Origin of the sequence: Trinickia symbiotica, from assembly GCF_002934455.1 — a bacterium.
Taxonomy (GTDB): Bacteria; Pseudomonadota; Gammaproteobacteria; order Burkholderiales; family Burkholderiaceae; genus Trinickia; species Trinickia symbiotica.
Map to the genome: position 1 here is coordinate 130,754 of NZ_PTIR01000016.1, position 25,374 is coordinate 156,127.

The 25,374-nt window shown below is 63.7% G+C and carries 20 protein-coding genes and 2 pseudogenes; 11 read left to right on the forward strand and 11 right to left on the reverse strand.

The features are described from left to right. Position 1: 1 nt before the first annotated feature. The gene (locus B0G57_RS21560) at positions 2 to 1,273 is read right to left on the reverse strand and encodes an MFS transporter (protein WP_018440055.1); all 1,272 of its coding nucleotides are present in this window, start codon (positions 1,271 to 1,273) and stop codon (positions 2 to 4) included. A gap of 172 nt (positions 1,274 to 1,445) precedes the next feature. On the opposite strand from B0G57_RS21560, the gene B0G57_RS21565 reads away from it, so the two are divergent. After that, on the forward strand, positions 1,446 to 1,883 hold the full coding sequence (locus tag B0G57_RS21565; protein WP_018440054.1) for a VOC family protein: 438 nt from the start codon (positions 1,446 to 1,448) through the stop codon (positions 1,881 to 1,883). 39 nt (positions 1,884 to 1,922) lie between these two features. Here B0G57_RS21565 and B0G57_RS21570 read toward each other — a convergent pair whose 3' ends face one another. The 7 genes and pseudogenes from B0G57_RS21570 to bcsD all read right to left on the reverse strand — a co-directional run bounded on the left by B0G57_RS21570 (position 1,923) and on the right by bcsD (position 14,319). After that, positions 1,923 to 6,707, reverse strand: coding sequence for a cellulose synthase subunit BcsC-related outer membrane protein (locus B0G57_RS21570; RefSeq protein WP_020566118.1), 4,785 nt, complete (start codon positions 6,705 to 6,707; stop codon positions 1,923 to 1,925). Then, the gene (gene bcsZ / locus B0G57_RS21575; RefSeq protein WP_026229551.1) at positions 6,698 to 7,879 is read right to left on the reverse strand and encodes a cellulose synthase complex periplasmic endoglucanase BcsZ; all 1,182 of its coding nucleotides are present in this window, start codon (positions 7,877 to 7,879) and stop codon (positions 6,698 to 6,700) included. The genes B0G57_RS21570 and bcsZ overlap by 10 nt, the downstream gene beginning before the upstream one ends. A gap of 30 nt (positions 7,880 to 7,909) precedes the next feature. Then, positions 7,910 to 10,390 (reverse strand): annotated as a pseudogene (gene bcsB / locus B0G57_RS21580) (cellulose biosynthesis cyclic di-GMP-binding regulatory protein BcsB); the annotation flags it as partial. Then, on the reverse strand, positions 10,272 to 12,482 hold the full coding sequence (gene bcsA, locus B0G57_RS21585) for a UDP-forming cellulose synthase catalytic subunit (RefSeq protein ID WP_026229550.1): 2,211 nt from the start codon (positions 12,480 to 12,482) through the stop codon (positions 10,272 to 10,274). The pseudogene bcsB and the gene bcsA, both read right to left, overlap by 119 nt. Beyond that, a complete protein-coding gene (bcsQ, locus tag B0G57_RS21590) occupies positions 12,479 to 13,267 on the reverse strand; it encodes a cellulose biosynthesis protein BcsQ (RefSeq protein WP_018440049.1) in 789 nt (262 codons plus the stop codon). Before bcsQ ends, bcsA begins: the two co-directional genes overlap by 4 nt. Further along, complete coding sequence (gene bcsP / locus B0G57_RS21595) at positions 13,264 to 13,740, reverse strand: cellulose biosynthesis protein BcsP (RefSeq protein ID WP_018440048.1); 477 nt, start codon at positions 13,738 to 13,740, stop codon at positions 13,264 to 13,266. Before bcsP ends, bcsQ begins: the two co-directional genes overlap by 4 nt. A 72-nt stretch (positions 13,741 to 13,812) precedes the next feature. Continuing rightward, positions 13,813 to 14,319, reverse strand: coding sequence for a cellulose biosynthesis protein BcsD (bcsD, locus tag B0G57_RS21600; protein ID WP_018440047.1), 507 nt, complete (start codon positions 14,317 to 14,319; stop codon positions 13,813 to 13,815). A gap of 602 nt (positions 14,320 to 14,921) precedes the next feature. On the opposite strand from bcsD, the pseudogene B0G57_RS21605 reads away from it, so the two are divergent. Beyond that, positions 14,922 to 15,422: pseudogene (locus B0G57_RS21605) on the forward strand (triacylglycerol lipase); the annotation flags it as partial. A gap of 3 nt (positions 15,423 to 15,425) precedes the next feature. Further along, entirely contained in the window at positions 15,426 to 15,605 is a 180-nt protein-coding gene (locus tag B0G57_RS21610) for a hypothetical protein (protein ID WP_018440045.1), read from the forward strand. Positions 15,606 to 15,656: 51 nt separating this feature from the next. On the opposite strand, the gene B0G57_RS21615 is transcribed toward B0G57_RS21610, so the two are convergent. Further along, entirely contained in the window at positions 15,657 to 16,181 is a 525-nt protein-coding gene (locus tag B0G57_RS21615; protein ID WP_026229548.1) for a hypothetical protein, read from the reverse strand. Between the two features lie 116 nt (positions 16,182 to 16,297). Here B0G57_RS21615 and B0G57_RS21620 point away from each other — a divergent pair, with 116 nt between their 5' ends. Continuing rightward, positions 16,298 to 17,215: a LysR family transcriptional regulator gene (locus B0G57_RS21620; RefSeq protein WP_018440043.1), complete on the forward strand. Its 918-nt coding sequence runs from the start codon at positions 16,298 to 16,300 to the stop codon at positions 17,213 to 17,215. A gap of 29 nt (positions 17,216 to 17,244) precedes the next feature. On the opposite strand, the gene B0G57_RS21625 is transcribed toward B0G57_RS21620, so the two are convergent. Then, positions 17,245 to 18,147 (reverse strand): LysR family transcriptional regulator, encoded by a 903-nt coding sequence (locus B0G57_RS21625; RefSeq protein ID WP_018440042.1) that lies wholly within the window; start codon positions 18,145 to 18,147, stop codon positions 17,245 to 17,247. 189 nt (positions 18,148 to 18,336) lie between these two features. On the opposite strand from B0G57_RS21625, the gene B0G57_RS21630 reads away from it, so the two are divergent. From B0G57_RS21630 to maiA, 7 genes are all read left to right on the forward strand, one after another. Beyond that, a complete protein-coding gene (locus B0G57_RS21630; protein WP_018440041.1) occupies positions 18,337 to 19,323 on the forward strand; it encodes a 2Fe-2S iron-sulfur cluster-binding protein in 987 nt (328 codons plus the stop codon). Between the two features lie 64 nt (positions 19,324 to 19,387). Beyond that, positions 19,388 to 20,644, forward strand: coding sequence for an aromatic ring-hydroxylating dioxygenase subunit alpha (locus tag B0G57_RS21635; RefSeq protein ID WP_018440040.1), 1,257 nt, complete (start codon positions 19,388 to 19,390; stop codon positions 20,642 to 20,644). A 2-nt stretch (positions 20,645 to 20,646) separates the two neighbouring features. Beyond that, positions 20,647 to 21,120: an aromatic-ring-hydroxylating dioxygenase subunit beta gene (locus B0G57_RS21640; protein ID WP_018440039.1), complete on the forward strand. Its 474-nt coding sequence runs from the start codon at positions 20,647 to 20,649 to the stop codon at positions 21,118 to 21,120. A gap of 7 nt (positions 21,121 to 21,127) precedes the next feature. Next, positions 21,128 to 21,439, forward strand: coding sequence for a non-heme iron oxygenase ferredoxin subunit (locus B0G57_RS21645; protein WP_018440038.1), 312 nt, complete (start codon positions 21,128 to 21,130; stop codon positions 21,437 to 21,439). Between the two features lie 27 nt (positions 21,440 to 21,466). Beyond that, positions 21,467 to 22,513, forward strand: coding sequence for a gentisate 1,2-dioxygenase (gene gtdA / locus B0G57_RS21650; RefSeq protein WP_018440037.1), 1,047 nt, complete (start codon positions 21,467 to 21,469; stop codon positions 22,511 to 22,513). A 108-nt stretch (positions 22,514 to 22,621) separates the two neighbouring features. Beyond that, positions 22,622 to 23,320 carry a fumarylacetoacetate hydrolase family protein gene (locus tag B0G57_RS21655; RefSeq protein ID WP_018440036.1) on the forward strand — a complete coding sequence of 233 codons (699 nt, stop codon included), beginning with the start codon at positions 22,622 to 22,624 and terminating at the stop codon, positions 23,318 to 23,320. A gap of 17 nt (positions 23,321 to 23,337) precedes the next feature. Next, the gene (gene maiA, locus B0G57_RS21660; protein ID WP_018440035.1) at positions 23,338 to 23,982 is read left to right on the forward strand and encodes a maleylacetoacetate isomerase; all 645 of its coding nucleotides are present in this window, start codon (positions 23,338 to 23,340) and stop codon (positions 23,980 to 23,982) included. A 49-nt stretch (positions 23,983 to 24,031) separates the two neighbouring features. Here maiA and B0G57_RS21665 read toward each other — a convergent pair whose 3' ends face one another. Continuing rightward, on the reverse strand, positions 24,032 to 25,258 hold the full coding sequence (locus B0G57_RS21665) for a porin (RefSeq protein ID WP_018440034.1): 1,227 nt from the start codon (positions 25,256 to 25,258) through the stop codon (positions 24,032 to 24,034). Between the last annotated feature and the right edge of the window lie 116 nt (positions 25,259 to 25,374).

Genomic DNA, 25,374 nt, shown 5'->3' on the forward strand with positions numbered 1-25,374 from the left:
TCTACGAAAACAATGCCGACGCATCGAGATCGGACATTTTGTCCAACTCGTCGCGGCGTGTATCGCAGATTCGCCTGATCGTCGCGCCTTGCGTAACCCATACCGCGAGAGAGATGGCCGCGAGGCTACCGAGCGCAATGAAGGCGGCTGGATAGCCGAAGCGGCTGGCGAGCCAGCCGCCAAGCAATGGACTGAGGCAACCGCCCGCGGCCTCCACGCTTATCACCGCTCCCTGACCCAGGTTCACCCGTCCGGTGCCGTGCAACAGGTGCACGACCAATGCGGGTATCGCAACGCTCTGCAGGCCGGAACCGAGTCCGTCGAAAATCTGCACGGGCAGTATTGCCCACACCGCCGTCAGCGACGCCGCGGTGAAACCTCGCAGCGGAAGCGTAACCAGCGTCACTAGGATGACCCACCAGAAACCCCAGCGGCGGATGACGCGGCTGGCATAGACGGCAGCAGTCAGCATCACGACCTGGGAAATGATGATATTGGCCGCGGTAATCCCGCTTGCGCTGTGGTGGTGAGCCGCTGATTGTGCAAGGCTGTAAAGCGGCAGCATGGCGGAGTTGCCCAGGCTGAACGCTGCGAGCGCGATCGCAAGCAACACGAGCGGGCGGCAGCGAAACACGGCGCGCATGCTCTCCGCGCGCACCGGTGATTGGTCCGTATCGTCTTCGTGTACGAGTCCACGCGCATAGTGCCGATGCACCGCACGCGCGGGAATCAGCAGGACGGATGCGATGCACGCGAGGCCGAATGCCGCGGCAAGCGCGAACACCCAGATGATGCCGAGCCACCAGCCGATCGCGCCGGACAATGCAGCCGCCGCGATGTTTCCCGCGTGGTTCGCCACCTGATTCCGGCCGTACTGGCGGTCGAAATTTTTCCGGCCGGTCATTCCGAGTGTCAGTCCCGTCAGTGCCGTTCCCATGACCGAGCCGCCAACGGCCGTCGCGATCTGCGAAAACGCAATCGGCCAGTAACCGCGGGAAAACCAGATAACGCACGCGGCAACGATCGTCAGGGAGCTGGCGCCAACCACCACTGCGCGTCGATGACAGGTGGCATCGACGAGCGCGCCGGCCGGCACGGTCGCGATCACTCCGACGATCGCCCCCAAGGTCAGCACGGTGCCGATCATATCGGGGGTCCATCCGTGTTCTTGCAGGTAGATGCCGAGAAACGGACCCGCGCCTGCCTGCACATCCGCGGCGAAGAAACTGACTGCCAGTAAGGGGATGCTCGGCTTCGTTTTGCGTCCTTCCATTATTGACGGGCGCGATCGATGAACTGCTGTCGTTCGGGCGCCCGTCCGCGCATTGCGCGAAGACCAGTGCGTAACGTCCATGAAGCATCATCCGTGCCCGGGCGCACCCAGCGTCCGTTGTTAGACTAGACGACACGTGCGAGATCGCAACGACACCTCGGAGATTGGCACAATGGCGCTCAAGCGGATGGACAACGTAGGAATCGTCGTCGAAGACCTCGCAGGGACGATTGATTTCTTTCGCGAACTCGGCCTCGAACTCGAGGGGCGGGCCACGATCGACGGAGAATGGGCGGGACGTGTTACTGGGCTCGGCGATCAGCGTGTCGAGATTGCGATGATGCGCACGCCGGACGGCCACAGCCGGCTCGAGCTCTCCCGGTTCATCACGCCGGCAGTCGTCACCGATCACCGGAACCACCCGGTCAACGCCCTAGGCTATCTTCGCGTCATGTTCGCCGTCGATGACATCGACGAGACGCTCGAACGGCTGCGCATGCGCGGTGCGCAGCTCGTGGGCGAGGTGGTCCGGTATAAAGACGCGTATCGGCTTTGCTACATCCGCGGGCCCGAAGGGCTTCTCATTGGGCTCGCCCAAGAGCTCAGCTGAGCGCAGCACGAGGACAGATCGGCTGCCGCGAATGTCAGGTCACTCCGACAACGACAAGTACGGCGACGTGAGGGGTCTCGGCGGGAACGGCTGCAGGCCCATTTCCTTCGTGAAGCTGTAGCGCATGTACACCGCGGCGAACCATTCGCGATACTGATACGCGTTACCAAGCGATGCCGTCGCGCCGACCGCAAGCTGCGGCGCTAGCTGATATTCCCCCGCAGCACTGAGTGAGTACGCGATGCCGGTTTTGCTCTGGCCGGGGTAGACAGCGTTCGCGTCCGCCTGAACTCCGGCGGATCGAAGCGTATTGGCAACGGAAGCCGCGATCGACTGTCGGTTGGGATCCGTCGGGAAGTAGTTTGACGCGTCTTCTCGGTAATGTTGTATGCCGATGGAGCCCTTCACGTCGAATGTGAACGGTCCATTGCGGCCCGCCCATTCCACTGGAAGATTCAGGATGACGTATTGCTGCGGACTGAAGTAGCCGCCTTGGCCATAAGTGAAGTACGACAGGTTCTTATCGTAGTGCATCAGTGTCGTATTCAAGCCTACCGTCAACGTCTGGTCTGTAGACTTGAAAAGCCGACTATATATGCCACCGCCACCTTTGACTGCGTAATTGCTGGCGACGTTATGTCCGTCGTAGTACTGGTAAGCGGTATTAACGTAGAGGCCGCTTCTACCATCGTCCCATGCAAGGCTGCCGAGCGCACCGTTCGATGTGACTCCCCCCCACTTCAGGCCAACGGCCTGATCGTTCGCGCCAGCATAAGACAGCAAACTGTCAGTGACGGCGCGGCGAGCGACGGCCAGTGAGTACGTTGTCCTATCGGTAACGGCTCCGTTGTAACTCGCGCCTCCGACGATATTCGATTCGGTGAATCCCAGTGGCGTAACCCCGACATCCCCCTCCAAACTGCGGCCTTCATAGCCCAAAGAAAGCCCCACTCCAGACGAATTCTGTGCTCCGAACGGATTTTGTCCTCTAGCCGCGTCGGTCACCGCAGACCGCGAGGTCAGACCCGTGCCGAAACGGTTCATTGCATTAAGATCGGTGCTCCCGGTCCCCGCATCGAGCGTAACTGGCGTCGCGGTAACGACAATATGACCGTTGCCTGCCTTGATGCGTCCTTGAATGGGCGCTTCGATGTCCGTCAAACTGGACATGCCGTCCTCCCCGGCCCGGTTGCGGAAGACGATGCCGCCGGAAACCGTGCTCGATTGCTCGCGATTGATATCCGCAAGTTCGTCTGCGACACTCGTCGTTTGCGAACTAGCGCCGGTCGCACTATCCACGTTAGCGTCCGCACCCATCTCGTCGGCATAGCCTCGCGGCACAGCTTGCTGAGCATAGTAGGGCTGCCCATATCCGGCCGGCGGTTGAGGAACATATGCCTGTTGCGACTGTACAGGATACGGTGGCTGCGGTACATACGGCTGTTGCGCGGCATACACCGGTTGCGGCGCGGGTGCGTAGGGTGTGTACGGCTGCGGTTGCTGCCGATACGCCGCCTGGCGCGGGTACGGTTGCCCATAGACGGGCTGCTGCGCATACGCCTGTTGCTGTGCGTACTGAGGCTGGCGCGCATAGGCGGGCTGCGGTGGGTAGGGATACGGCTGTTGCGCGTATGCAGGCTGTTGCTGCGGATAGCCCGGTTGCCCGTAATACGGCTGCGGCGCATATCCGGCCGGCATGCCATTCGCTCGCGCGTAAGCGCCGCGCTGCATCGCGTTAGCCGCCGAGCCCGCGCTTTTGCGCGCCGCTGTCTTCTTGTTGCCGCGTTGAACTTCCTGCGTTCGCGCAGGCATGCCCTGACCATACGGTGCCCCCGCGGGATACGCCTGTGCGATCTGCGCATCCTGCGCGGCCGGCGACATCGGCCAAGGCGTCGGCGCGTAGCCGTCAGGCACCCCTACATACGGTGCGGCGCCCACCGCTCCCGATTCGGCGGCACCGTACATCTCAGGACCATACCCCCCGGCGGGCGCCGCTGTCGGCGCGTTGTACGGAGCGACGTAGGGAGCGGGCTCGAGCCCCGGCTCAGAGGCAGGCTGGGAAACCGGCGGATAGTAAGGCACGTTTTGCCTCGGAGAAGAAGGCGATAAGAAGGTAGGCAGTGTCGGCAAAGCACTGCGCGCGCCGCCGTTCGCATCTGCCGATGCATCGGCGTCGAGACTCGTCGATTGCGCCGCGCCGGCAACGGGCGTCTTTCCCACGAATGGGTTCGTGCCCGGCAGGGGCGCGGTGCCGATCCGTTGCATCGCGATTTGCCAATTGCGGGGCACGTTGCTGAAGCGGTCGGCGCGTCCGGCCTGATTGCCGGCCGAACTGTTCGCGGCGATCAGCGAGCGCCGCAGGTAGAGCGCCGCGTGCGAGAGATCGCCCTCGGCCCGATACATGCGGCCGACCGCCGCGAGTGTCGGTGGATCGTTCGGCGCCGCGTTGAGCGCCTTCCGAGCGAGCGACTTCGCATAGTCGAATTGCTTCACGCCGCTCGCGGCCCCGATCGCGGCCAACAGCAATCCCTGATCGTCGGGGCGGCGCGCGAGCGCCGCACGGTAATTCGCGAGCGCGTTGGCATCATCGCCGGCGCTCGAGTAGAGCCGGCCCAGGGCGGCTTGCAGGTCCGGCTCGTCGGGCATGGCCGCAAGCCACGGCGACATGACGTCGTAAGCACCGGCGAGGTCGCCGCGTTCGCGGACAGCGTCCGTTCTCTGCACGACGATCGCGATGTTGAGCTTGTCGAGGTCGGCATGCTGGGCCGCCGTCAGCGGCATCGCTGCCAGTCTGCGCATGACGTCGTCGCGCTCGGCGTCTTGCCGCGCCGCGAGCGCGATGCCCGCGTATTGCAAGAGGACGTCGGCGCTGCCGGGCGCCGCTTGGGCGGCGTCGCGAACGAGCGCAAGCGCCTGGCCCGCGTCGCCGATCTGCAGATAGCCCGTTGCGATCGCGCCGATCAATTCGGCATTGCCGCCCGCGACAGGCAGCGCCGATCGCAGCGTCGCCGCGGCATCCTGCGGCCGGCCTTCGCGAGCGAGCTGCGCCGCGAGTTCGGCTTGCTGGTGTACCCAGAGACGGTGCTGCAGGGTCGCCATCGCATCCGTCCGCTGTTTTGCCGGCACTTTCTCGAGCAGCGCGAGTCCCTTCGACCAATCGTGCGTTTCCGCGGCAAGCAACGCACTTGCATAGATCGCATCGGGCATATCGGGGTTCGTCGCAAGCAACCCGTCCATCATGCTGCGCGCGTTGCCGAGGGCGCCTTCGCGTACGTAAATGCGCGCAAGGTCGAGTCGCAGCCACGGATCCGTCGGATTGCTCGCGAGCGCATCTTCGAAGAGGCTGCGCGCCGTGCCGAGGTCGCCACGCGCTTCGGCTGCGCGTGCCTGTCCGGCCTCGACGGTACCGCGCAATCGATCGATGCCCCCGGCCTTTGCCTGCTGCTCGGTCGTGAGCTTGCTCGCGAGCGCGAGCGCTTCGCTGGCGCGCCCTTGCGCGGCCAGCGCGCCGATGAGTCCGCGGATCGCATCGGGATTGTCCGCCTGCCGGCGCAGCGCCATCCGGTACGCCTGCTCGGCGCCGGCAGCGTCGCGATTGGCAAGCAGCATGTCCGCGAGCAGCACTTGAGCCGTGACGTCCGACGGATCGAGCGCGATGGCGCGCTCGAAGAGCGTCTTTGCTTTCGCGTACTCGCCGTTGCTGCGCGCGCCGATCGCCTCGCTCGTGTAGCTCCAATAGGTTGCGCTTTGCAAAGAGCTCTTCCAGCGTGCGGGGTTGGCGCTTCGCGCGCTCGCACGCTCCAGATCGTTGCGTGCCTCCGCAAAACGCTCTTGCTTGAGCGCGACGATGCCCATGCCGCCAAGCGCGTCGGCATCCTCGGGCGACTTCGAGAGGATCGCCGTGAATTGCCGCTTCGCGGATTCGAGATCCCCGCGGTTGAGCGCATCGAACGCATCGGCAATCGCCCGTCCGTGCGCGCTTGCCGCCGCGGCTTGCTGCGCGCGCGTCCGCGCTTCTTTGTCCTGCTCGACCATCGATTCGTAGCGCGCTTTGACCGCCACGTCGTCGCCTGCAACACGCAAATAGTCCTGGTACAACGCAGCATCGGACGCGCGTGCGCCGAGCCAGAGCAACGCCTGGCGCCAGCTTCGGCGCGCGGCCTCGCCGGTCGTTGCATCGTTCGCGAGCTTTTCCAGCCGCGCGATGCCTTCCCGGCGCGTCGCGTCGCGATACGTGAGATGCTGCGCGTAAGCGAGCGCATAGCGCGGATCGTCGGTATGCTCGCGCGCGAGCTGCTCGAGACCGCGGCGCGCCTCCTCCCACCCCTGCGGCGTCGCCGCGAGCGCCTGGTAGTACTCGAGTTGCAGCTCGGCCGACGCGGGCTTGCCCGTCAGCGCTCGCTGATACTCCTGCGCCGCCGCCGTGTTCTGGCCGCTTTGCGCAAGACGTCGCGCTTCATTGACGGCCTGATCCCGCGGACTGAAGATGCCCAGGCGCCGCGCGAGCTCGTCGAGCTCCGGATAGTTCGGCGCCACTTGCCGCAGGTGTTCGAGGTACTGCTGTGCCTCGCCGACGTTCTTGCGGTCGGCAAGGACGATACCCATCCCGTAGATCGCATCGGGTTGGTTGGGATCGATGCCGAGCACCTTGCGCCATGCTTGCTCGGCGAGATCGCCGCGCCGATGCGCTTGCCAATACTTGCCCTGCGAGATGAGGACATTCATCGGATCGATTTTGGCCGGCGCCGTCTGCGCGCGCGGGGTGTTCGTGGCCCCGCAGGCCGCGGCAACGCTCAGTGCGAGTGCAAGGGACTTCAGCCGCATGCAGGTCTCCAATTCGGCACGAGACGGCCGTCTACGTCGAAGTGGAAGCGGCCGTCGATGAATCCGGTGCCGAACAAGCCCAGCACACGATCGTAATAAAGGGGTTGCTTGTCGGGCGCATCGCCGTCGAGCACTGAGAGGTGCAGGCGCGCAAGCGAGGCATTGCGCTTATCGCCGAGCGCGGAAAAGTACGGCGCCAGCGCGCCCCAGTACGAGAGCGGACCCTCGCCGCCCGCGGTTCCGGTTGCGGTCGCGACTTTCTCGGGCGGAAAGCCCGTGCTGTCCACGCGCGCGCGCATGCCGCCGAGCGCGGCCAGCCAGGGCTTGGCAAGCGGGTCGCCGGAGGCGGTCAGGCCGGCCCACAGGTAGACGCGAATCGCGTCGTAGCTGCCCGTATCGCCTTTTTGCGGGTCGACGCCGAAGCGGCCCTGCTGCCAGGCGGCCCAGTCGGGCGCAAATCCCTGCGGCGCGGTCGCCTTGATGAGGGTCAACGAGTTGTTCGCGAGGGTATTCCACGGTCCCTTGGGCGCCGCATGCGCGAGGCGGCGCAAGACCGGCAGCGGCATATAGCTGGGGTTGACGCGTGTGACGCCATCTTTGACGAAGCCGTGCGGGCCCGGCAGCAGCATCGTGCCGAGACCCGGCAGGTCCGTGATTTCCTCGCTCGCGATGCGTTGCGCGAGTGCCTCGCCCAATTGCCGATACTCGGGCTCGCGCCAAAGGCGGCCGGCCTCGATGAGATCGTAGGCGAGCCAGAGATCCGCATCGGCGGCCGAATTCGGATCGAGCACGCCCCATGAGCCGTCGGGCCTGCGGCCCCACAGCCACGCCGGCAATGCTACGGCGGTTGCATCCAAGCGGTTCGACGCGAGGTTCGCCCGCGTCCAGCCGAGCAGTCGGTCGAACGTGGCGCGGTCGTTCGCGACGAGCGCGAAGAACATGGCGTAGGCCTGTCCTTCGGTCGTCGTTTGTTGGGCGGGCGTCGACGCATCGATGACGCGACCGTCGCCGGAGACATCACGCTCGATAAAGAGGCGATAGGCGCGCCAGTCGTCGCACTGGGCGGCGACATGCGAGGCCGGCTCGGGCGGATTGGCCGCGTGCGCCGCATGGCCTTGGCCGAGCGATAGCGCGAGGGCGATGGTTTGCACCATGGCTGATCTTGTTGCCATTTCAGCCGCTCATTCGCTCAGACGCCGCGTCGCGACTGCGCGCAACGCTCGATAGAACAGCGCGCCGAAAACGAGCGCCGCGAACACGCCCGACAATGCGAGCAGGATCGGATGCGACGAAAGCGCCCAGCGCAGGTAGTCCAACGGCGACAGATGGCCGACGTAGTAGGTGTTGCCGTTCGACGTCACCGTGACGGACCGGCCGTGAATGACGTCGGTGGCGCCCTGGATCATCGGCACGACGTCGGAATCGAGCAACGCGGAGGCGAGGTTGGCGTCCGACTGCCCAGCGGCGCCGATCAGCGCGACGACGCTGCGGCCGCGGCGCAGCGGCGATTGAAACGCGGTGACGACGGCGTTGCTTTCCGAGCTGACGAGCGACAGATCCGCTCGCGCGGGCGGGCGCGAGACGCCGCGCTCGCCGCCTTGCCACCAGTCTTCGACCTTGTAGACGATGTCCGAGACGGTGAAACGCGTGGCGTTGCCGTCGCCCGAAAACGACATCGAGTTCGCCCATTTCTGCAAGAGCGGCTGATGTCCGGGCGCGCCGAGAACCAACAGGTCCTTGTCGGCGAACTTCTCGACATCGCCCGCGCTCGCCACAGTCACGCCGAGCACCGGATAGCCCGTCGACGCTCCCATGCGCCCCATTTCGAGCAAATAAAGGCTGTAGTCGCTCGCGCTCGCGTCGTCGGGCAGGATCACGGCCGTCTCCGACAGATCCGCCATCCGCGTGAACGGGAAGCCGCTGTTGGCGAATGCCGCGAGATCAGGCAGCGCGATGTAGTGAGGAAACGACGAGACGTCGATGACGGAATTCGGATCGATCGTGCCCACCACGTTTTCGAGCATGCGTCCGTGACATTCGCCGGTGTTGGGAATGTCATAAAAGAAGTGCAGGCGCAACTGCGCGCGCGGCGTGAGCAGCAGCGGCGGAATGTAGACGCGCTTGTGCGCCTGCGCTGTGCCGTCGGGCAATATGCTGCTCAGGTAACGAGCCGGGTCGAACATCGACGTCGGGCGCGCCGGAATCGGCAGCGATTCCACGAAACCGTCGTTGACGCTGATGTTGAGCGACGAGCGGTCCGCCGTCGGCCGCACGCTGTAGCGATAGTCGAGATCGATCGGCGCGCCTTTCGAATGCCACATGAAGAGGTCGGGCGGAACGCGCAGATTCACGCGCACTGCCCCGGCGCTATAGCCCGATACGGTCAGATCGCGCTCGGCCGCCAGTTCGCCGAAGTGAACGGGGCGATCGGTGGGCAGCCAGTTCGGCGCGTCGTAGGGCGCGCGCGGTGCCAGGGACTTGACATTCGTGATCGTGACGCTCGAGCCGGCCAGCTCGTTGCCGCCCAGACTCAACGCCTCGGCCGCCGTCTTCAGCTCGGCTTCGTTGCGGCCGAGTACGAGAAGGAGCTTGCCTTGAGCGGGCGCCTGCCGGTCCACGATGGCGAGTGTCGGCCCCGCGATCTCCGGCAGCGCGATCCCGGTCGGGCGATTGTCCGCGGTCGCGAAGACGACGGCATTGCCCGTGAGCGGCGCGTTATCGAACTGCGTCGGGAAGAGCGCGCCCCGGTAGCCGGCATTCGCGCCGAACCACGACGCGACCGCGCCCGCTGCTTCTAGCGTGCCGATGTCGGGCTTGCCCGGCAGCACGAAGGGCAGCTCGAGCCGGCGTACGTCGCGCCGATCGAAGAACGGCCGCGGCAGATCGGCGAGATCGGGTTTGCTTTGCAGCGTCGCGTAGGTGAGCTCGAGCGAACTGTGATTGCTGACCGAGGCCCAGAGCGACGAGTGCGCCGGGTCTTCGCACTTGCGCGTGTAATGGCCGACGAGCTCGACGTTGACGTGATTGAACTCGGTGATGAAGCGCGGATCGATCGAGACGTCGCGCGCCACTTGCATGCCGGCCTGCTCGCGCGGAAGCGGCAGCGTGGCGGCCAGTTCTCCGTTAATGAGCACGTTGAGCTGCGAGAGATCGGGCAGCAGGGCCGGCGAATAGCTGTAGACGAGATGCAGTATCGCGCTCGTCACGACTTCGTCGCGACGCACGGAGAACTCGACGCCGTTCTGCCCCTCGACGCCGCGCAACTGCAGCGGATCGAGCGCGCCGAGTTCGGCAAACGTCAGACCCTGGCGCCGCCCGCCCGGCACGACGATGCCCGGGTTCGCCGTCGTCGGCATGGTTGCCGCGGTCGCTTTGGCGGCGAGCGCATCCTGCGGTGCCGGCGTGGCAAGCGCGGCTTGAACGATCGCATTCGGCGTGAACGGCGCGGCGGGCGGCAGGGCGCTCGGCGTGGCACTCGCCGCCATCGACGAGGTCATCACACTCGCGAGCAGCGCTACGCCCGCGAGGGGCAGCAGATACAGTGAGCGTCGGGAGGGTTTCATCTCAGGCTGTGCCTTTTTCTTGCTGTTGTGGCTCGCGTTTGCGCGAGAACCGGGCCTTGAGGTCGCTGCCGAGGTGTTCGAACAATCCGGCGATGCCGCTCGATCCGACTCGCAGCACGTGTGACAGGGCGCGCAGCGGCGTGTCGTGCGCGCGGCCCTCCGACCAGCTGGTCCAGGCATCGGCGCGCGCGAACGTTGCACTGACGAGCTCGAACTCCTGCTCGCGCGTGAGCGCGTCGAACCGCAAGCCCACTCTGCCGGGCTCGCTGTAGCCGACGGTTGCCGGAAACGCGTACTCCTCGGCGCCGCGAAAGAGCGAGACGATCACGCGTTCCTCGGAGGGCACGCTCATCTGCTGCGGCAGCGCGACGGCGACGCCGCCCTCCGAGTAATCGATCGTTTCGCAGGCAAGCGTGCGGCCTGTCGAGAATTTGAGCGTGACGGGAATGCGCATCGCCACGCGATGCACGGCTCGGATCTGTTTGCGTTCGCGCGCCGCGGCCACGCACGCGCCGAGAATCAGCACGTTGTAGCCGGTCCAGGCCAGGTTCAGCAGCGTCGTCTGTACTTCGCCTTTCACATGCCAGTTGAAGCCGATGTGCGCGACGCCCGCGACGATGCCGAGCACGTTCAGCAGCAGCAACAGCAGATAAGGCCGGGAAATCGCCCAGTCGAAATAGTTCTTTTCGATCTGACCGCCTTTGGCCGTGACGTTGAACTTGCCGAGCTTCGGGTTGATGAGCGCAAGCAGCGTGGGCAACGTGATGTAAGAGGCGAGCACCGATTCGTAGACTTCCGCCCAGAATGAATGCCGGAACGCGCGTTGCATCCGCGAGTTCGTCACGTTCGCGTGCGCCATGTGCGGCAACGCGTAGATGGCGATCGTGCTGGCCGCGGCATCGATGATGTGCGCGCCGAAGAAAAGGAACGAGAGCGGCGCCGTCAGGAAGATGAGTCGCGGGATGCCGTAGAAGAAGTGCATCATCGCGTTCAGGTAGCAAAGCCGCTGACTGATCTTGAGCCCGCCACCCCCCAGCAGCGGATTGTCGACGCGGAAGATCTGCGTCATGCCGCGCGCCCAGCGGATTCGCTGTCCAATATGACCCGAGAGGCTTTCGGTAGCGAGGCCGGCCGCCTGCGGAATCGCGAGGTAGGCCGTCGTATAGCCGCGGCGATGAAGCTTGAGGGCGGTATGCGCGTCCTCGGTGACAGTTTCGACGGCGATGCCGCCGATCTCCTCGACCATCGAGCGCCGCAACAACGCGCACGAGCCGCAGAAGAAGGTCGCGTTCCAGAGATCGTTGCCGTCCTGCACGAGACCATAGAAGAGCTCGCCCTCGTTCGGCACTTTGCGGAACGTGCCGAGGTTGCGCTCGAATGGGTCCGCTGAGAAAAAGTGGTGCGGCGTCTGCAGCATCGCGAGGCGCTTGTCGCGCAGGAACCAACCGAGGCAAACCTGCAGAAACGAGCGCGTGGGAATGTGATCGCAGTCGAAGATCGCGAAGTATTCGCCGCTCGTATGCTTGAGCGCCTCGTTGATGTTGCCCGCCTTCGCATGGCGGTTGTGCGTGCGAATCGTCCAGTGCACGCCGACCTCCTCGCAAAAGGCCTTGAATTCGGGCCGGCGGCCGTCGTCGAGGACGTGAATCGACAGCTTCGCAGCGGGGTAGTCGAGCGCCATCGCCGCATAGATCGTCGGCTTGACGACGGAAAGCGGCTCGTTATAGGTGGGAATGAAGACATCGACGGTCGGCCATTCGTCGCGCGAGGCCGGCAACGGCACGGGGGCGCGCTTGAGCGGCCACGACGTCTGGAAATAGCCGAGCAGCAGCACGACGCACGAGTAGAGCTCCGCGGCAACGACGAACGTTCCCCAGATGGCGTCGAGCGCGTGCTCCCACTGCGTGGTGGCCGTCAGCCGCCAGTAGATGTAGCGGCCAGAGGCGACGACCGAGAGCATCACCATCACAAGCGTTGCATAGCGGCCCTCGAGCCGCCGAAAGAAAAGCGCGGCGGCGAAGCAGAGAACGGCGAACAGCAACTGCTCCGAGAAGGCGAACGGCACCGTGACGACGAAGTAGAGCGCGACGAGCGCCAAGGCGGTCACAATGAGGCGCATCACACGGGTGTCCCAGAGCGATGCGTCGACGAACCGTTCGAGGCGAGAGGGGGCGGCGGCGCTATCGAGCGCCGGAAGCGGCTTGCTGCTCATGCGATGCTCCGCGTGCGGGCCGGCGCGCAAGCGAGGGCGTCGAGGAGCCACTGCGCGCAGCTTTTAAGATCGGCGGCGGCACGGCTGACCGCATCGTAGGCGACGAGCGTCGTCTGATAGGCGAGCGCTTCGCTGACCCCTTCGTCGTGATGAATGACGCCCGGGAACATCATCGCGCCGCGTGAATCGCGCAGCACCTTCAGCACGTCTTTCGTCAGCTGGCGCGTTTGATCGACTTGATTGACGACGTACCCGTGGCCGATGAACTCGCGCCGCGGCGCGGCGTAACAGTCGATGAGGCGCTCCATCTGCGGAATCGCCGCGTACGAGGCCGCATCGGCGAGCACCACGTTGACCGCGAACGTGGCTGCGCGCAGCGCCGCGCGCGCGTAGACGGAGGCGCCCGGCGGCGTATCGATGATGACGATGTCCGACGCGTCGAGCGGCAATTCGTCGAGCGCATGACGTACGGCGTCGGGGTTGGCGTCGAGATGGGCTTCGAAGCGGCGCCGGTCGTCCTCGTTGAGCTCGCCGTACGGCGATACGATCACACCATCGGTTCCGCCGACGAGCGCCGTGACCCAGCTTTCGCCGCGCAGCGTGGCGCGAGAGAGGCCATCGACGCTCTCGAGCGGCACGCCGAAGTGCAAGCGCAGCGCATTTTGCGGATCGAGGTCGACCGCGACGACACGCTGGCCGCCCGCGGCGAGCACGGAGGCAAGGTTGGCGGCGAGCGTCGTCTTGCCGACGCCGCCTTTTGCCGAGACGACAGCGACGACGTTCATGGCAGGTTCCGTTTCGCGCTCGCGAGCTGGCGCAGCGGCGATGAGTCGGTATCGGAGCCGCTGGGGACGGCGGCGAGCCTCCGGAACAGATCCGTCAATTTGCGCGACGAGCCGGCCGCGGGTATTGGCCGCTCGCCGCTCGCGCTCGGGGTACCGAAAAGGCCTGCGAGCGGTGAGCGCTCGGCCGGTTCCGCCGTGTCGGGCCTGTCGGCCGACATTGGTGCTGAGCTTACGCCATCCGCCGAAGTAGTCGCTGTCGCGGCGATTGGCGCCTTAGGCGGCATCGGCGACGGCTGCATCGGTTGCTCCGCAAGCGGGGGAACCGTGCCTCGAGTCGTCTGCGTCAGGGAGCCGAGCAGCGGCCAACGCCGACGCGCCACCTCGGCACCGTCTTCGCGGCCGACTTCCTGGTAATCCGCGGCGTTTCCGCCAAAACGCCGAAAAAGATTCTCGACATCGCTAGATTGGCTCATGACTGACACTCCTGCGAGAGGCGCACGTTCAGAGGCGACCACCGCCGCCCGGTGCAACGGGGGAAGGACGATTTACCGCGCGAGCCGGAACTCGAGCTCGGTGTGTCCGGCGGCGCGTACCTGCTTCAACGTCAGTGCGTCGGCACCGAGCGTTTCGAGCCAACGGCGATAGGCGCCTTCGAGAAACGCCGTTGCCCACGTATCGGCTCCGGGGCCGAACGCCGCAAGCGGTGCACAGAGATGAGTCAGGCTGAGATGATCGGATTCGTCGGCGAGGCGGACAAATCCCCAATCGAGTCGCGCCCAGTTCGCGTTGAGGGCGGTGGCAAGGTCGTCGATCGTCTCGCATTGACCGAGCGGATGCGCATCGGCAAAGCGCTGGCCGATGCGCGCCATCAACTGCCTGAGCTGCGCATGATCGAGCTCGCTCTCGAATTCTTCGGCGAGCGCGGTGAGAAATCCCTGCCATTGCGGCGAGGGATGTGTGCTCGCATAAAAGGCGAGCATTGTCGTAGCGAGCGGCGTTTGCATGGTCTTTGCAAGGCGTTCTTCGAAGTTGTCCAGGGCGTCGATCCGCACCTCCGATCTTTGCCGGCGTTTGGGCGCTCGGTTCGGCCTTCCAACCGACGATGCGACGCGGGACGCATTATGCCCTGCCAGCGTTAACGTACTGTTGACAATCGTCAAAAATAACTGGCGACAGTTAACGTAGCGCAACACTGTTCCGCATTTGTCAGTTCTTTACTTTTTTTACTCGGCGCGCATTGCGTGACCGGCGGCCCCAGCAATTTACCGAATTGGCGAACCGCGCAAAGGTTTGCGCTTGTACTTCGCATGGCTCGATAGGTTGCACTTGTCTAATTGAGATCCTTCGCATACCGCCTTCAATTTTTTGCTGATTCACTCCTTTCCTGACCGTTCGCGGGCGCTGCGCCCAGGGGCCGAGCGCTCTCGCGTCCGACGGGCTTACGACACCTACGCCCGAGAAAGGAGTTGACAGAATGGACCGCTTGACCAAAAAGGAAGGCCTGCTGGGGCAATCGTCGGCGATGCTTGCCGGCGCGATATCCTTGTTCGCGACGGTGCTCGCGCTTGCCGCCTCATCGATATGCGTCGCCGCTCCCGCCAAGGCATCCGCCGACACGGCGAGCGCGGCCGGGCATTACGCGGCGACCCGCTACAACTGGAATCAGGATGCGGTGGCCGCGCTGCAGTCGTTGACGACGGCGGCCGCCGCGTCGTTCAACGAAGCCGTGCCGAGCGCGGGGCTCGGCGCGCCGGGCTCTTGCAGCACGGGGGCGGCGACGGAAACCATCGACGGCAACGTCCATTTCCTTTATTCGTGGACGGGCGACGCGATTCAGCCGTCATGGACGACGCTCGGCATACGCGGCGCGACCGATACGAGTGTGTCCGGCGCGTTCGATGTCGCCAACCTCGCCGATCCCAGCACGCTGACATTGCGGGGAACGGGGGCGGTGATGATCAATCGCGGCGCCGGGCGGAACGACGGTCTCGTCTCCGTCTGCAGCGCGCTCTTCGGCGATGTGCTGAGCACGAGCTACCGGTGGAATCACGCAGATGAAATCAACCAATTGCTCGGCGTGGTCGGGCAGTATGCCGAGGATCCGGTGGCGGTGATCCGGACGCATGCGAATAGGCTGAAGCTGCAGGGGCTCTAACTCATGAACGCCTGTGTAAACCCACGGAAGGCGGCACTGATCGCTGTAATCGTCGCGCTGGCGATGACGGGCGGCGCAAGCGCGGCATGGCTGATCGGCGGGCTGGGCGAGCGGCTGCGCGCCGCGTTGCTTGATCGTGGCTCGGCTTCACTGCCGCGCGCAGATGCCGAGCCCTATCGTTGAGGAAGACAAATAGTGAATACCGACGACGTGAGCAGAAACAGGCGCCGATCGTTATGTTGCCGCCGCGCTATGAGCGAGCGCACGCGCCGCGCGGGGCTGCGCTCGCACGAGTAAATAGAGGGCGGCGACGTGCGTGATCATCAGTAGCGGCACGTAGACGATCGGAATCACATAGGCGCTACCTAACTCGCCGGCAATCTTCGGAAGGTCCAGTTGGACCGCAAGCGAATAGTCGACGATGAGGTCGGTCACTCCCACGAGGTTAAAGGCGATAACAAACAGCCAGAAGAGCCTGCGCAACCTCACGGTGAGGAGTGCCATCATAGCCAGCACTCCGGTGGCGAGATCGCCGTAGGCCGACCACGTGGCGAAGGCGGGGGGCAGATGCGGGCCGACGACCCCAGGAAGGATGAAGACAAGACCAAAAAACCGAAAGCTATGCAACGTGGCGATAGCGCGTTGCGCGCCGATGCGATCCATCGATTTCAGCTTAGGCCAGATGTAGGCGCTGAAACAAAGCAGCCACGCGATATAGCCCGACGCGAGATGGATCCGAAATAGGATTTCCGTCGACATGCTGTCCTCCATGATCAAAAGCGCTTTCGAGCCGGACCATTGGCTCGTTCCTGTTCGGCAACATAGATGTACCATTGCTTCCACTGATTGACTATTCGCGACAATGTCGACGAGGTATGAAGCAAAACTTCACAGTCCGGCAGGGCGCACTCGACGGCGTGGAGGCGTTTCTCAGCGTCGCTCAGCACCGCAGCTTTCGCAAAGCGGCCGCCGAACTCGGCGTGACACCGTCCGCGATGAGCCAGGCGGTGCGGTCGCTGGAGGCGCGTGTCGGCGCAACGCTTTTCATACGTACCACACGCAGCGTTGGCCTCACGGAAGCCGGCGAGCGTTTCCTTGCGCGCGCCAAGCCCGCTTTTGAGGAACTCGTTGCCGCCGGTGAGCTCGCGCGCGAACTCGGACAGAGGCCGACCGGCCGGCTGCGTCTTTCAGTGCCGCCCGCTGTCGTGCCGATCCTGCTGCAGCCGCTGATCGCATCGTTTTGTCGGGCCTATCCCGAAGTCGAAGTGGAAGTCTCGGCTAGGGAAGAACTCGTCGATCTCGCCACCGAAGGGTTCGATGCCGGGATTCGGCTAGGCCAGTTCATCGCCGCCGACATGGTGACTGTGCGGCTGACGCCTCCGTTCAGCCTGATCGTCGTTGGCAGCCCTGCCTACCTCACCGATCGTGGCCGGCCCGAACGGCCCGATGATTTGCGCGGGCACGCATGCCTGAGACTGCGTCGATCGAACGGGGCGCTCGCGCCATGGCCCCTCAGCAGCAATGGGCGAGCGGTCGAGATTGCCGTTTCGGGCCCGCTTATCGCGAGCGACTTTCTCACCGTGCTGGGCGCGGCTGTCGATGGTGTCGGGCTCGCGCAAGTGCCCGAGCCGATCGCTGCCGATTTGCTGGCGCAGGGCAAACTGGAACGCGTATTGGAGCCGTTCGCGCCGAAGGTGCCCGGTGTGTTTCTCTATTATCCCGATCGCAAGCAGACGATGCCGAAGCTGCGAGCGTTCATCGATCACGTGAAGAGCGAGCGTGCACGCCGTTGACGAGGGCAGGCTCATTCAAGGTCGAGCCGCTATTGCGAAAACTCCTCGAAGACTAGCTGCCTGAGCCACTGATTGCTGGGCTCCCGATGATTGCGTGCGTGCCATAAGACGTTGATCGTGATGTCGGGAATCTTCACGGGGCACGGTGCGCTATCGAGGCCGAACGGCGCAAGCGTGCGAGTGGCATACGCCTGCGGGACCACGGCGATCAAGTCCGTTGTCTGAAGAATGTGCCCCACCGCCACGAAGTGCGGCACGCGCAGACAAACGCGCCGCGGCACGCTTGCGCGCTGGATCGCCGCGTCGACCATCCCGTGGCCCGTGCCCTCCGCGACGATGGCAACGTGCTCGGCCTCGAGAAATGCCTTCATCGTCATGCCGCTCTTCGCCAGAGGATGTCCTTTCCGGAAGAGACACACGTATCGTTGCTTGAACAAACGACGTTGAAAGAAGCCCGTTTTCAAATCGGGCATAAAGCCGATGGCCAGGTCGACTTGACCGGTCTCCATGGCATCCCGGAGCGCATCGGGATAGTTGCGCACGGTGCTGATCGTGACGCCCGGCGCTTCCTTCGCCAATCGCTTCATGAGCGCGGGCAGGAAATAAATCTCGCCGATGTCCGTCATGGCGACGGTGAAGGACCGGTTGCTCGACGCGGGCTCGAACGTCGACGTCGCGTTGAGCGTGTTGTATATCGCTCCCAAAGCGTAGCCGATCGGTTCGGCGAGCGATTCGGCGAACGGCGTGGGCATCATGCCTTTCGACGTCCTGAGAAACAGCTCGTCGCCGAGCAGCTTGCGCAGGCGGTTCAACGCATTGCTGATTGCCGGCTGCGAGATGCCTAGCGTCTGCGCCACGGTGGAAACGCGCCGTTGCCTGAGCAGCTCGTTGAATACGACGAGCAGGTTCAGATCGATGTCCTGAAGCTCCATATCCGTGTCTCCTGGTCCCATGCGGCGGTCCGGTTGGGACTCGCGCTCGAGTGCTCGCCGGGCGCCCGCGCTCCTTGGCGGCATTATCACTTTGGGTGATGTGGATTATCAAGGAGTTTCTATTTATCAATACCATGTGCAGCGGCATCATGGCACGACGAATTGACCAGCCCCGGAGACACTGGCGCCATGGAAGTATCGATTTTGCCGCTCAAGCGCGTACTGGACGCACCGGCCGGCGAAAACCTGCTCGACGTGCTGCGTGCGCACGACGTTCCGGTTTCCTATAGCTGCATGGCCGGCCGTTGCGGCACCTGTCGTTGCCGCGTGGTTTCAGGCACCGTGCTCGTGACGGGCACCGCCGAGACGAATGCGCCGGCGGCCACGGGGCAGACCGTGCTGGCCTGCCAGACGACCATCGTCGAAGACTGCGCGATCGAATTGCCCGAAGTCGACGAAATCGTCGTCCATCCGGCGAAGATCATCAAGGCGACGGTCGTCGGCATCGAAGACATGACGCACGACATCAAGCGGCTACGGCTCGCCCTCTCGAAACCGTTCGAATTTTCGCCCGGGCAATACGCGACGCTGCAGTTCACGCCGCAACATAGCCGGCCGTACTCGATGGCGGTCGCACCGAACGCGGGGGAGGTCGAGTTCCATATTCGGCTCGTCCCGGGCGGCCGAGCTACCACCTACGTAGCAACCCAGCTGAAAGTAGGCGACGCCGTTCGCCTGAGCGGCCCGCTCGGCACGGCCTACCTGCGCCGCAAGACGACCGACCCCATCGTATGCATTGCCGGCGGCACCGGCCTCGCACCGATTCTTTCGATTCTGAGGGGCATCGCCGACGAAGGCATGACGAACCCCGTGCAACTGTATTTCGGCGTGCGCTCGCCGGACGACATCTACGGCACGCATTGGATCGACGAGCTTCGCGAACGGCTCCCGAATTTGACGGCGCATGTCGTCGTGGCTGCGGCTGGCAAATCGGACCGATACCGCGGCGGCGTCGTAACCGATGCCGTCGGCAAGGATTGGTCGAGCCTCAAGGGCTGGCGTGCTTATGTCGCCGGTGCGCCCGTGATGGTCGATGCCGCGTCGATCTTGCTGCGTCAACGCGGCGTCGCTGCCGAGCACGTCTACGCCGATGCGTTCTACGCGAGCGGCATATGACCTCGAAACTCGGCCGATGGCACAGAGAAACCCAGAGATCCCACGAATCCCCAGGAGACAAAGCATGAACGAGGCTCCTATTGCCTTCAAAGAACCCGTATGGAACGGCGCGGGATCGAGCCGCATTCCATTCAGGGCCTATACGGATGCCGACATCTACCGCCGAGAGCTCGAGCGACTCTTTTATACGGGGCACTGGTGCTATGTGGGCCTCGAGGCTGAGATCCCGAACCCGGGCGATTTCAAGCGCACGGTCGTGGGCGAGCGTTCGGTCATCGTCGCCCGGACGCAGGACGGAGACGTCAGCGTGGTCGAAAACGTCTGCGCGCATCGCGGCGTGCGCTTTTGCCGCGAGAAGTTCGGCAACCGCAAGGACTTCACTTGCCCCTACCACCAATGGAACTACGATCTGAAGGGGAATCTGGTCGGCGTGCCGTTCCGGCGTGGCGTCAAGCAGGACGGCAAGATCAACGGCGGCATGCCGTCTGACTTCGACCCGAAGGAGCACGGCCTCACGAAACTCAACGTGGCCACGCGAAACGGCGTCATCTTCGCGTCGTTCGATCCCGATCTGCCTTCGCTCGAAGCGTTCCTCGGCCCGACGATTCTGCGCTATTTCGATCGCGTCTTCGACGGGCGCAAGCTGACGATCCTCGGCTACAGCCGGCAACGTATTCCCGGCAACTGGAAGCTGATGCAGGAGAACATCAAGGACCCGTACCATCCGGGCCTGCTTCATACTTGGTTCGTCACCTTCGGCCTTTGGCGCGCCGACAATAAGTCCGAGCTGAAAATGGACGAGCAGTTTCGCCATGCGGCCATGATCTCGACCCGCGGCGCGGGCGGCAAAGGCGACGTGACGAGCGGCGTATCGAGCTTCAAGGATCAAATGACGCTCAACGACGACCGCTTCCTCGACGTCGTCCAAGAGCCCTGGTGGGGTGGCCCGACGGCGGTCATGACCACGGTGTTTCCAAGCGTCATCATTCAGCAGCAGGTCAATTCCTTGTCGACACGCCATATCCAGCCGAACGGGCAAGGCTCGTTCGATTTCGTCTGGACGCATTTCGGTTTCGAAGACGATAGCGGCGAGATGACGCGCCGCCGCTTGCGCCAGGCGAATTTGTTCGGGCCGGCGGGTTTCGTCTCGGCTGACGACGGAGAGGTGATCGAGTTCTCGCAGGAAGGTTTCGAGCAAAAGCCGTTTCATCGAACCATCGCGGAACTCGGCGGTCGCGAAATCGGCGATACCGATCACATGGTGACGGAGACGCTGATTCGCGGCATGTACGACTACTGGCGTCGCGTGATGGAGATCTGACGATGCTCGATTTCGAAACTTATCAGCAACTCGTCGCGCTCTATACCGACTACGCCGCGACTGTCGACAACAACGAGTGGGACAAGTGGCCCGAGTTCTTTACGCAGCATTGCGTCTACAAAGTTCAGGCGCGCGAGAACTACGACCGCGGATTTCCGCTCGCGACGCTGTCGTTCGAGAGCAAGGGCATGTTGAAGGATCGTGTCTACGGCATGACCGAGACGATTTTTCACGATCCGTACTACCAACGCCATGTCGTGGGTGCGCCACGTATCGTCAGCGTGGACGACGCACGAATCCAAGCCGAGGCCAACTATGCGGTGTTCCGCACCAAGCCCGACGAGATGACGACCGTGTTCAACGTCGGCCGGTATATCGACACGATCGTGCGCACGGACAGTGGCTTGAAGTTCGAATCGCGGCTCTGCGTATTCGATAGCGAGATGATCGCCAACTCCCTCATTTACCCGATTTGAGCCTTCTATGACCAAGCAATGGATCAAAGTCATCGATCTGGCCGCTGTGCCGGGCGACGACGTGGTGGCGGTCGAGGCCGCCGGACAAGAGCTCGCCCTCTACGGCGTGGATGGCGCTGTGTATGCCACGGACAACATCTGCACGCACGGCCATGCCCGTCTTTGCGACGGATTTCTGGAGGGACACGAAATCGAATGTCCTCTGCACCAGGGCCGCTTCGACGTGAGAACAGGGAAAGCCCTTTGCGAGCCGCTTGCGGCCGATATCCGCACGTATCCGATCAGGATCGTGGACGGCAGCGTTTTCGTCGAAATCTGAACGGACATCAACGAAAGGAGACGCCGGATGGAGACAAATTCGACACGTGAAGCGCGGTCCGCCTACTACGAGCAACTCGCAGCGCGCGGCCTTTCCCCGCTTTGGGAGTCACTGCATAGCCTCGTGCCGAAGGAGCCGCGGCCGCAGGCCGTCGCGGCAATATGGAAATACGCGCGGATTCGCGACCTGATCATGCAGGCCGGCACGTTGATCAGCGCCGAGGAGGCGATTCGCCGCGTACTCGTGCTGGAGAACCCGGGCCTTGGCGGGAAAGCGAGCATTACGTCGACGCTCTATGCGGGCCTGCAACTGATTCTGCCCGGCGAAATCGCACCCAGTCATCGGCATACGCAGTCCGCGTTGCGCTTCATCGTGGAAGGCCGCGGCGCGTGGACGGCCGTGAACGGCGAACGCACTACGATGCATCCGGGCGATTTCATCATTACACCTTCTTGGACTTGGCACGATCATGGCAATCCGTCCGTCGAAGAAGGCGGCGAGCCGGTCGTATGGCTCGATGGGCTCGACATACCGTTGATCGCGAGCCTCAATGCGGGCTTCGCGGAAAACTATCCGCGAGCGACTCAGCCTATCGCTCGCCCCGAAGGCGACAGTTTTGCGCGCTTCGGCCACAATATGGTCCCGGTTCGCCATCGCGTCGACGATCCGAGTTCGCCTGTGTTCAGCTATCCCTACGATCGTAGCCGCGAAGCGCTCGACATCCTTCACCGCAATGGCGAGCTCGACGAATGGGATGGCGTGAAGCTTCGCTACGTGAATCCGGCCACGGGTGGATGGCCGATGCCGACGATCGCCACGTTCATGCAGCTTCTTCCCGCGGGCTTCTCCGGCAGGCCCTATCGCAGCACGGATGCAACGGTCTACTGTGTCGTGGAAGGGCAGGGATCCGTGCGGATCGGTGATACGTCCTTTGCCTTCGAGCCGCACGACGTCTTCGTCGTGCCGGCATGGCAGCAGGCCAGCTTGACCGCATCGACGGAAAGCGTGCTCTTCAGCTATTCGGATCGACCGGTCATGTCGGCGCTCAATCTGCTGCGCGAAGAACGCCAATAACTTCAGTAGTGCTGAATCGATCCGGCAGGCGCTTAAGTCCCGCTGCCTGCCGTCGATCGCAATTGCAATTGAACTTCCGATGTTCCATTTAATTTGAGGCCTATCGCCATGGCATTCGTTTTTCCTCCCGAGCCGCCCATCGCTGTGCCTGTCGCGGGCAGCGACGACAAATTCGCCGTGCGCCGCGTCTACTGCGTCGGGCGCAACTACGCGGCTCACGCGCGCGAGATGGGATTCGATCCCGACCGCGAGCCGCCGTTCTTTTTTTGCAAGCCGGCGGGCGCGGTGATTCCCGTGACCTACGGCGAGACGCTCGAGATCCCTTATCCGTCACAGACCACGAACTACCATTACGAAGCCGAGCTCGTCGCGGCCATCGGCAAGGGAGGCACGGACATCGCAGTGGCTGACGCGCTCGATCATGTCTGGGGCTACGCGGTCGGTCTGGACATGACGCGTCGCGATCTGCAGATGAAGATGCGCGAGATGGGGCGGCCGTGGGAGATCGGCAAGGCATTCGACGATTCGGCTCCGATCGGTCCGATCCATAAGGCAAGCGATGTCGGCCACTTCGAGAGCGGTGGAATATGGCTGACGGTGAACGGCGCGACCAAACAACAAAGCGATGTTTCGCACTTGATCTGGTCGGTGGCGGAAACCGTCTCGGACCTCTCGAAGTTTTTCCGGCTGGAGCCCGGCGATCTCATCTACACGGGGACGCCTGAAGGCGTTGGCCGGGTGGTCAAGGGCGATTCGATGATGGTTGGAATCGAGCGGCTGGGCGAGCTGAGCGTGCGCGTGGATTGATTGCGAGGGCGCCTTGCATGCAACTTCATAGTTTCTTCAACAGCTCCGCCTCCTATCGCGTGAGAATCGCGCTTGCGCTCAAAGGGCTTGCCAGCGATTACGTCCCCGTGAACATTCGCGCGGGCGCGCATCGCGACGCGGAATATATCGATCGCGTCAATCCCTCGGCGGTCGTGCCCGCGCTCGTCGACGGCGAGTTCGCGCTCGGCCAGTCGCTCGCGATCATCGACTATCTGGACGCGCGCCATCCCGAGCCGCGCCTGATTCCGTCCGAGCCGACACTGCGTGCGCGCGTCCTCGAGTTCGCCTATTTGATCTCGTGCGATATCCACCCTGTCAACAACCTGCGGATCCTTAAATACCTCGACGCGGTGCTTCATGTCACGCCCGAGCAAAAGGACGCCTGGTACAAGCATTGGATCGCGGAAGGAATGGCCGGGGTCGAGCGGATGCTCGTGCGACACGGGCAAGGGCCATGGTGCTTTGGGGGCGCGCCGACGTTGGCTGATTGCTGCCTCGTGCCTCAAATCGCGAACGCGCAGCGGATGGGGTGTGATCTCACTCTCTATCCGTTGAGTCTTGCCGCCTACCGCCACGCCATGGAGCATCCGGCGTTCGACGCTGCTCAGCCGAACAAGCAGCCGGACTATCTGGGCTCGTAAAACGAAGTCGCTCGCGGCACGCGCCGCGAGCGAACCCGCACATCCCCGATCAGAATTTGTGGCGTATGCCTAGGCGTACGCCAAGCTGCTTGTCGGTGGCGGACGGCGTGAAGCCACTGATATTGGCGACCGCGGGCTGACCGAGCGAATCGCGACCGGTTGCGCGCTGCAATACCGCCAATGCATAGACGTCCGTTCGTTTCGACAGGCTATAGATGGCGCCGAGGTCGAGCTGAAAATACTTGGCGCCGCCGTCGCCTTTCACCGAATTGCGCCGCGTGTAATCGAACGCCACGCCGGTCAGCAAAGACGGCGTCCAGCGATAACGAACGCCGAGCTCCGCGCTCGTGAAGATGGCGTTGCCCGTGTAGCCGAGCGGGTTCGGACCCGACGAAGAGCCTAGCGAGTCGAAGCGCGTGTTCGTCACGACCGTCGAGATCGTTGCTTGGCCAAGCGTATAGGACGCGCCGGCGCCGAGTATCTCCGTCGTATGCGCGGAGGCGTATCCGGCATAGCCGGGCGAGGACTCGGGCGCCGTGGCGGAACCGAACGACCCGAGGTTGTTCGCCGTCGCGAGGCCCTTGTTGGGCGTGTTTCCGTAGAACGACACATTGGGGTTTCGCGCATTGAGGTACCCCGCCCCGAACGCGAATGCGTTGCCGCTGTAGCTGACGCCGAGCGACCAGATTTGATTTTGGCTCGTGTTGCCCGCAACGCCGCCGAAGCTATAGAGCGCGCCGGCACGAAAGCCGCGATAGGTCGGCGTCGTGAACTTGATCGAGTTGTTGATGCGATTCGTGTTGCTGAGGTTGTCGACATCGTTGAGATGCGACGACATGTAGCCGCCCCATGCGCCCGATGCCCCGAAGGACTGAACGGATTCCACTAGAGGGTCGTACTGGCGTCCGAGCGTGACTGTGCCGAGCCGCGACGAAGACAAGCCGACGTACGCTTGCCGTCCGAACTCGGCCCCGCCTTGAGCAAGGACCCCGCTGTTCGCCATGAAGCCGTTTTCGATGACGAAGACCGCGCTCAGTCCGTTTCCGAGCTCTTCCGTGCCGCGCAATCCCCATCGGCTGCCGGACAGGCCCGTCGTATGAGCGTCGGTCAGCGCGAATTGACTTCCCCCGTGTGGATGGCCGCTTGCGACGCCTGTTTGTGCGCTGTTCGTATAGGTAATGCCGAGATCGACGATGCCGTAGAGCGTGACGCTCGTCTGCGCGTGCGAGGCAGTGGCCGCGACGGCAAAGCCGCAAGCGGCGAGTTGCTTCTTCATCAAGTGTCTCCGTACTTTGTTAGTGGTGCTTACGATTACTGCAGGACCTGAGGTGGGTCTGAGGAATGCGGATGGAGGGCGGGGGTCATTGCCGCCTTCGTCCCTTCACCCGCCGG

Coding starts and splice junctions, on each gene's coding strand:
- B0G57_RS21560 (WP_018440055.1), bottom strand. CDS start 1,273: ATGGAAGGACGCAAAACGAAGCCGAGCATCCCCTTACTGGCAGTCAGT.
- B0G57_RS21565 (WP_018440054.1), top strand. CDS start 1,446: ATGGCGCTCAAGCGGATGGACAACGTAGGAATCGTCGTCGAAGACCTC.
- B0G57_RS21570 (WP_020566118.1), bottom strand. CDS start 6,707: ATGCGGCTGAAGTCCCTTGCACTCGCACTGAGCGTTGCCGCGGCCTGC.
- bcsZ (WP_026229551.1), bottom strand. CDS start 7,879: ATGGCAACAAGATCAGCCATGGTGCAAACCATCGCCCTCGCGCTATCG.
- bcsA (WP_026229550.1), bottom strand. CDS start 12,482: ATGAGCAGCAAGCCGCTTCCGGCGCTCGATAGCGCCGCCGCCCCCTCT.
- bcsQ (WP_018440049.1), bottom strand. CDS start 13,267: ATGAACGTCGTCGCTGTCGTCTCGGCAAAAGGCGGCGTCGGCAAGACG.
- bcsP (WP_018440048.1), bottom strand. CDS start 13,740: ATGAGCCAATCTAGCGATGTCGAGAATCTTTTTCGGCGTTTTGGCGGA.
- B0G57_RS21610 (WP_018440045.1), top strand. CDS start 15,426: ATGAACGCCTGTGTAAACCCACGGAAGGCGGCACTGATCGCTGTAATC.
- B0G57_RS21615 (WP_026229548.1), bottom strand. CDS start 16,181: ATGTCGACGGAAATCCTATTTCGGATCCATCTCGCGTCGGGCTATATC.
- B0G57_RS21620 (WP_018440043.1), top strand. CDS start 16,298: ATGAAGCAAAACTTCACAGTCCGGCAGGGCGCACTCGACGGCGTGGAG.
- B0G57_RS21625 (WP_018440042.1), bottom strand. CDS start 18,147: ATGGAGCTTCAGGACATCGATCTGAACCTGCTCGTCGTATTCAACGAG.
- B0G57_RS21630 (WP_018440041.1), top strand. CDS start 18,337: ATGGAAGTATCGATTTTGCCGCTCAAGCGCGTACTGGACGCACCGGCC.
- B0G57_RS21635 (WP_018440040.1), top strand. CDS start 19,388: ATGAACGAGGCTCCTATTGCCTTCAAAGAACCCGTATGGAACGGCGCG.
- B0G57_RS21640 (WP_018440039.1), top strand. CDS start 20,647: ATGCTCGATTTCGAAACTTATCAGCAACTCGTCGCGCTCTATACCGAC.
- B0G57_RS21645 (WP_018440038.1), top strand. CDS start 21,128: ATGACCAAGCAATGGATCAAAGTCATCGATCTGGCCGCTGTGCCGGGC.
- gtdA (WP_018440037.1), top strand. CDS start 21,467: ATGGAGACAAATTCGACACGTGAAGCGCGGTCCGCCTACTACGAGCAA.
- B0G57_RS21655 (WP_018440036.1), top strand. CDS start 22,622: ATGGCATTCGTTTTTCCTCCCGAGCCGCCCATCGCTGTGCCTGTCGCG.
- maiA (WP_018440035.1), top strand. CDS start 23,338: ATGCAACTTCATAGTTTCTTCAACAGCTCCGCCTCCTATCGCGTGAGA.
- B0G57_RS21665 (WP_018440034.1), bottom strand. CDS start 25,258: ATGAAGAAGCAACTCGCCGCTTGCGGCTTTGCCGTCGCGGCCACTGCC.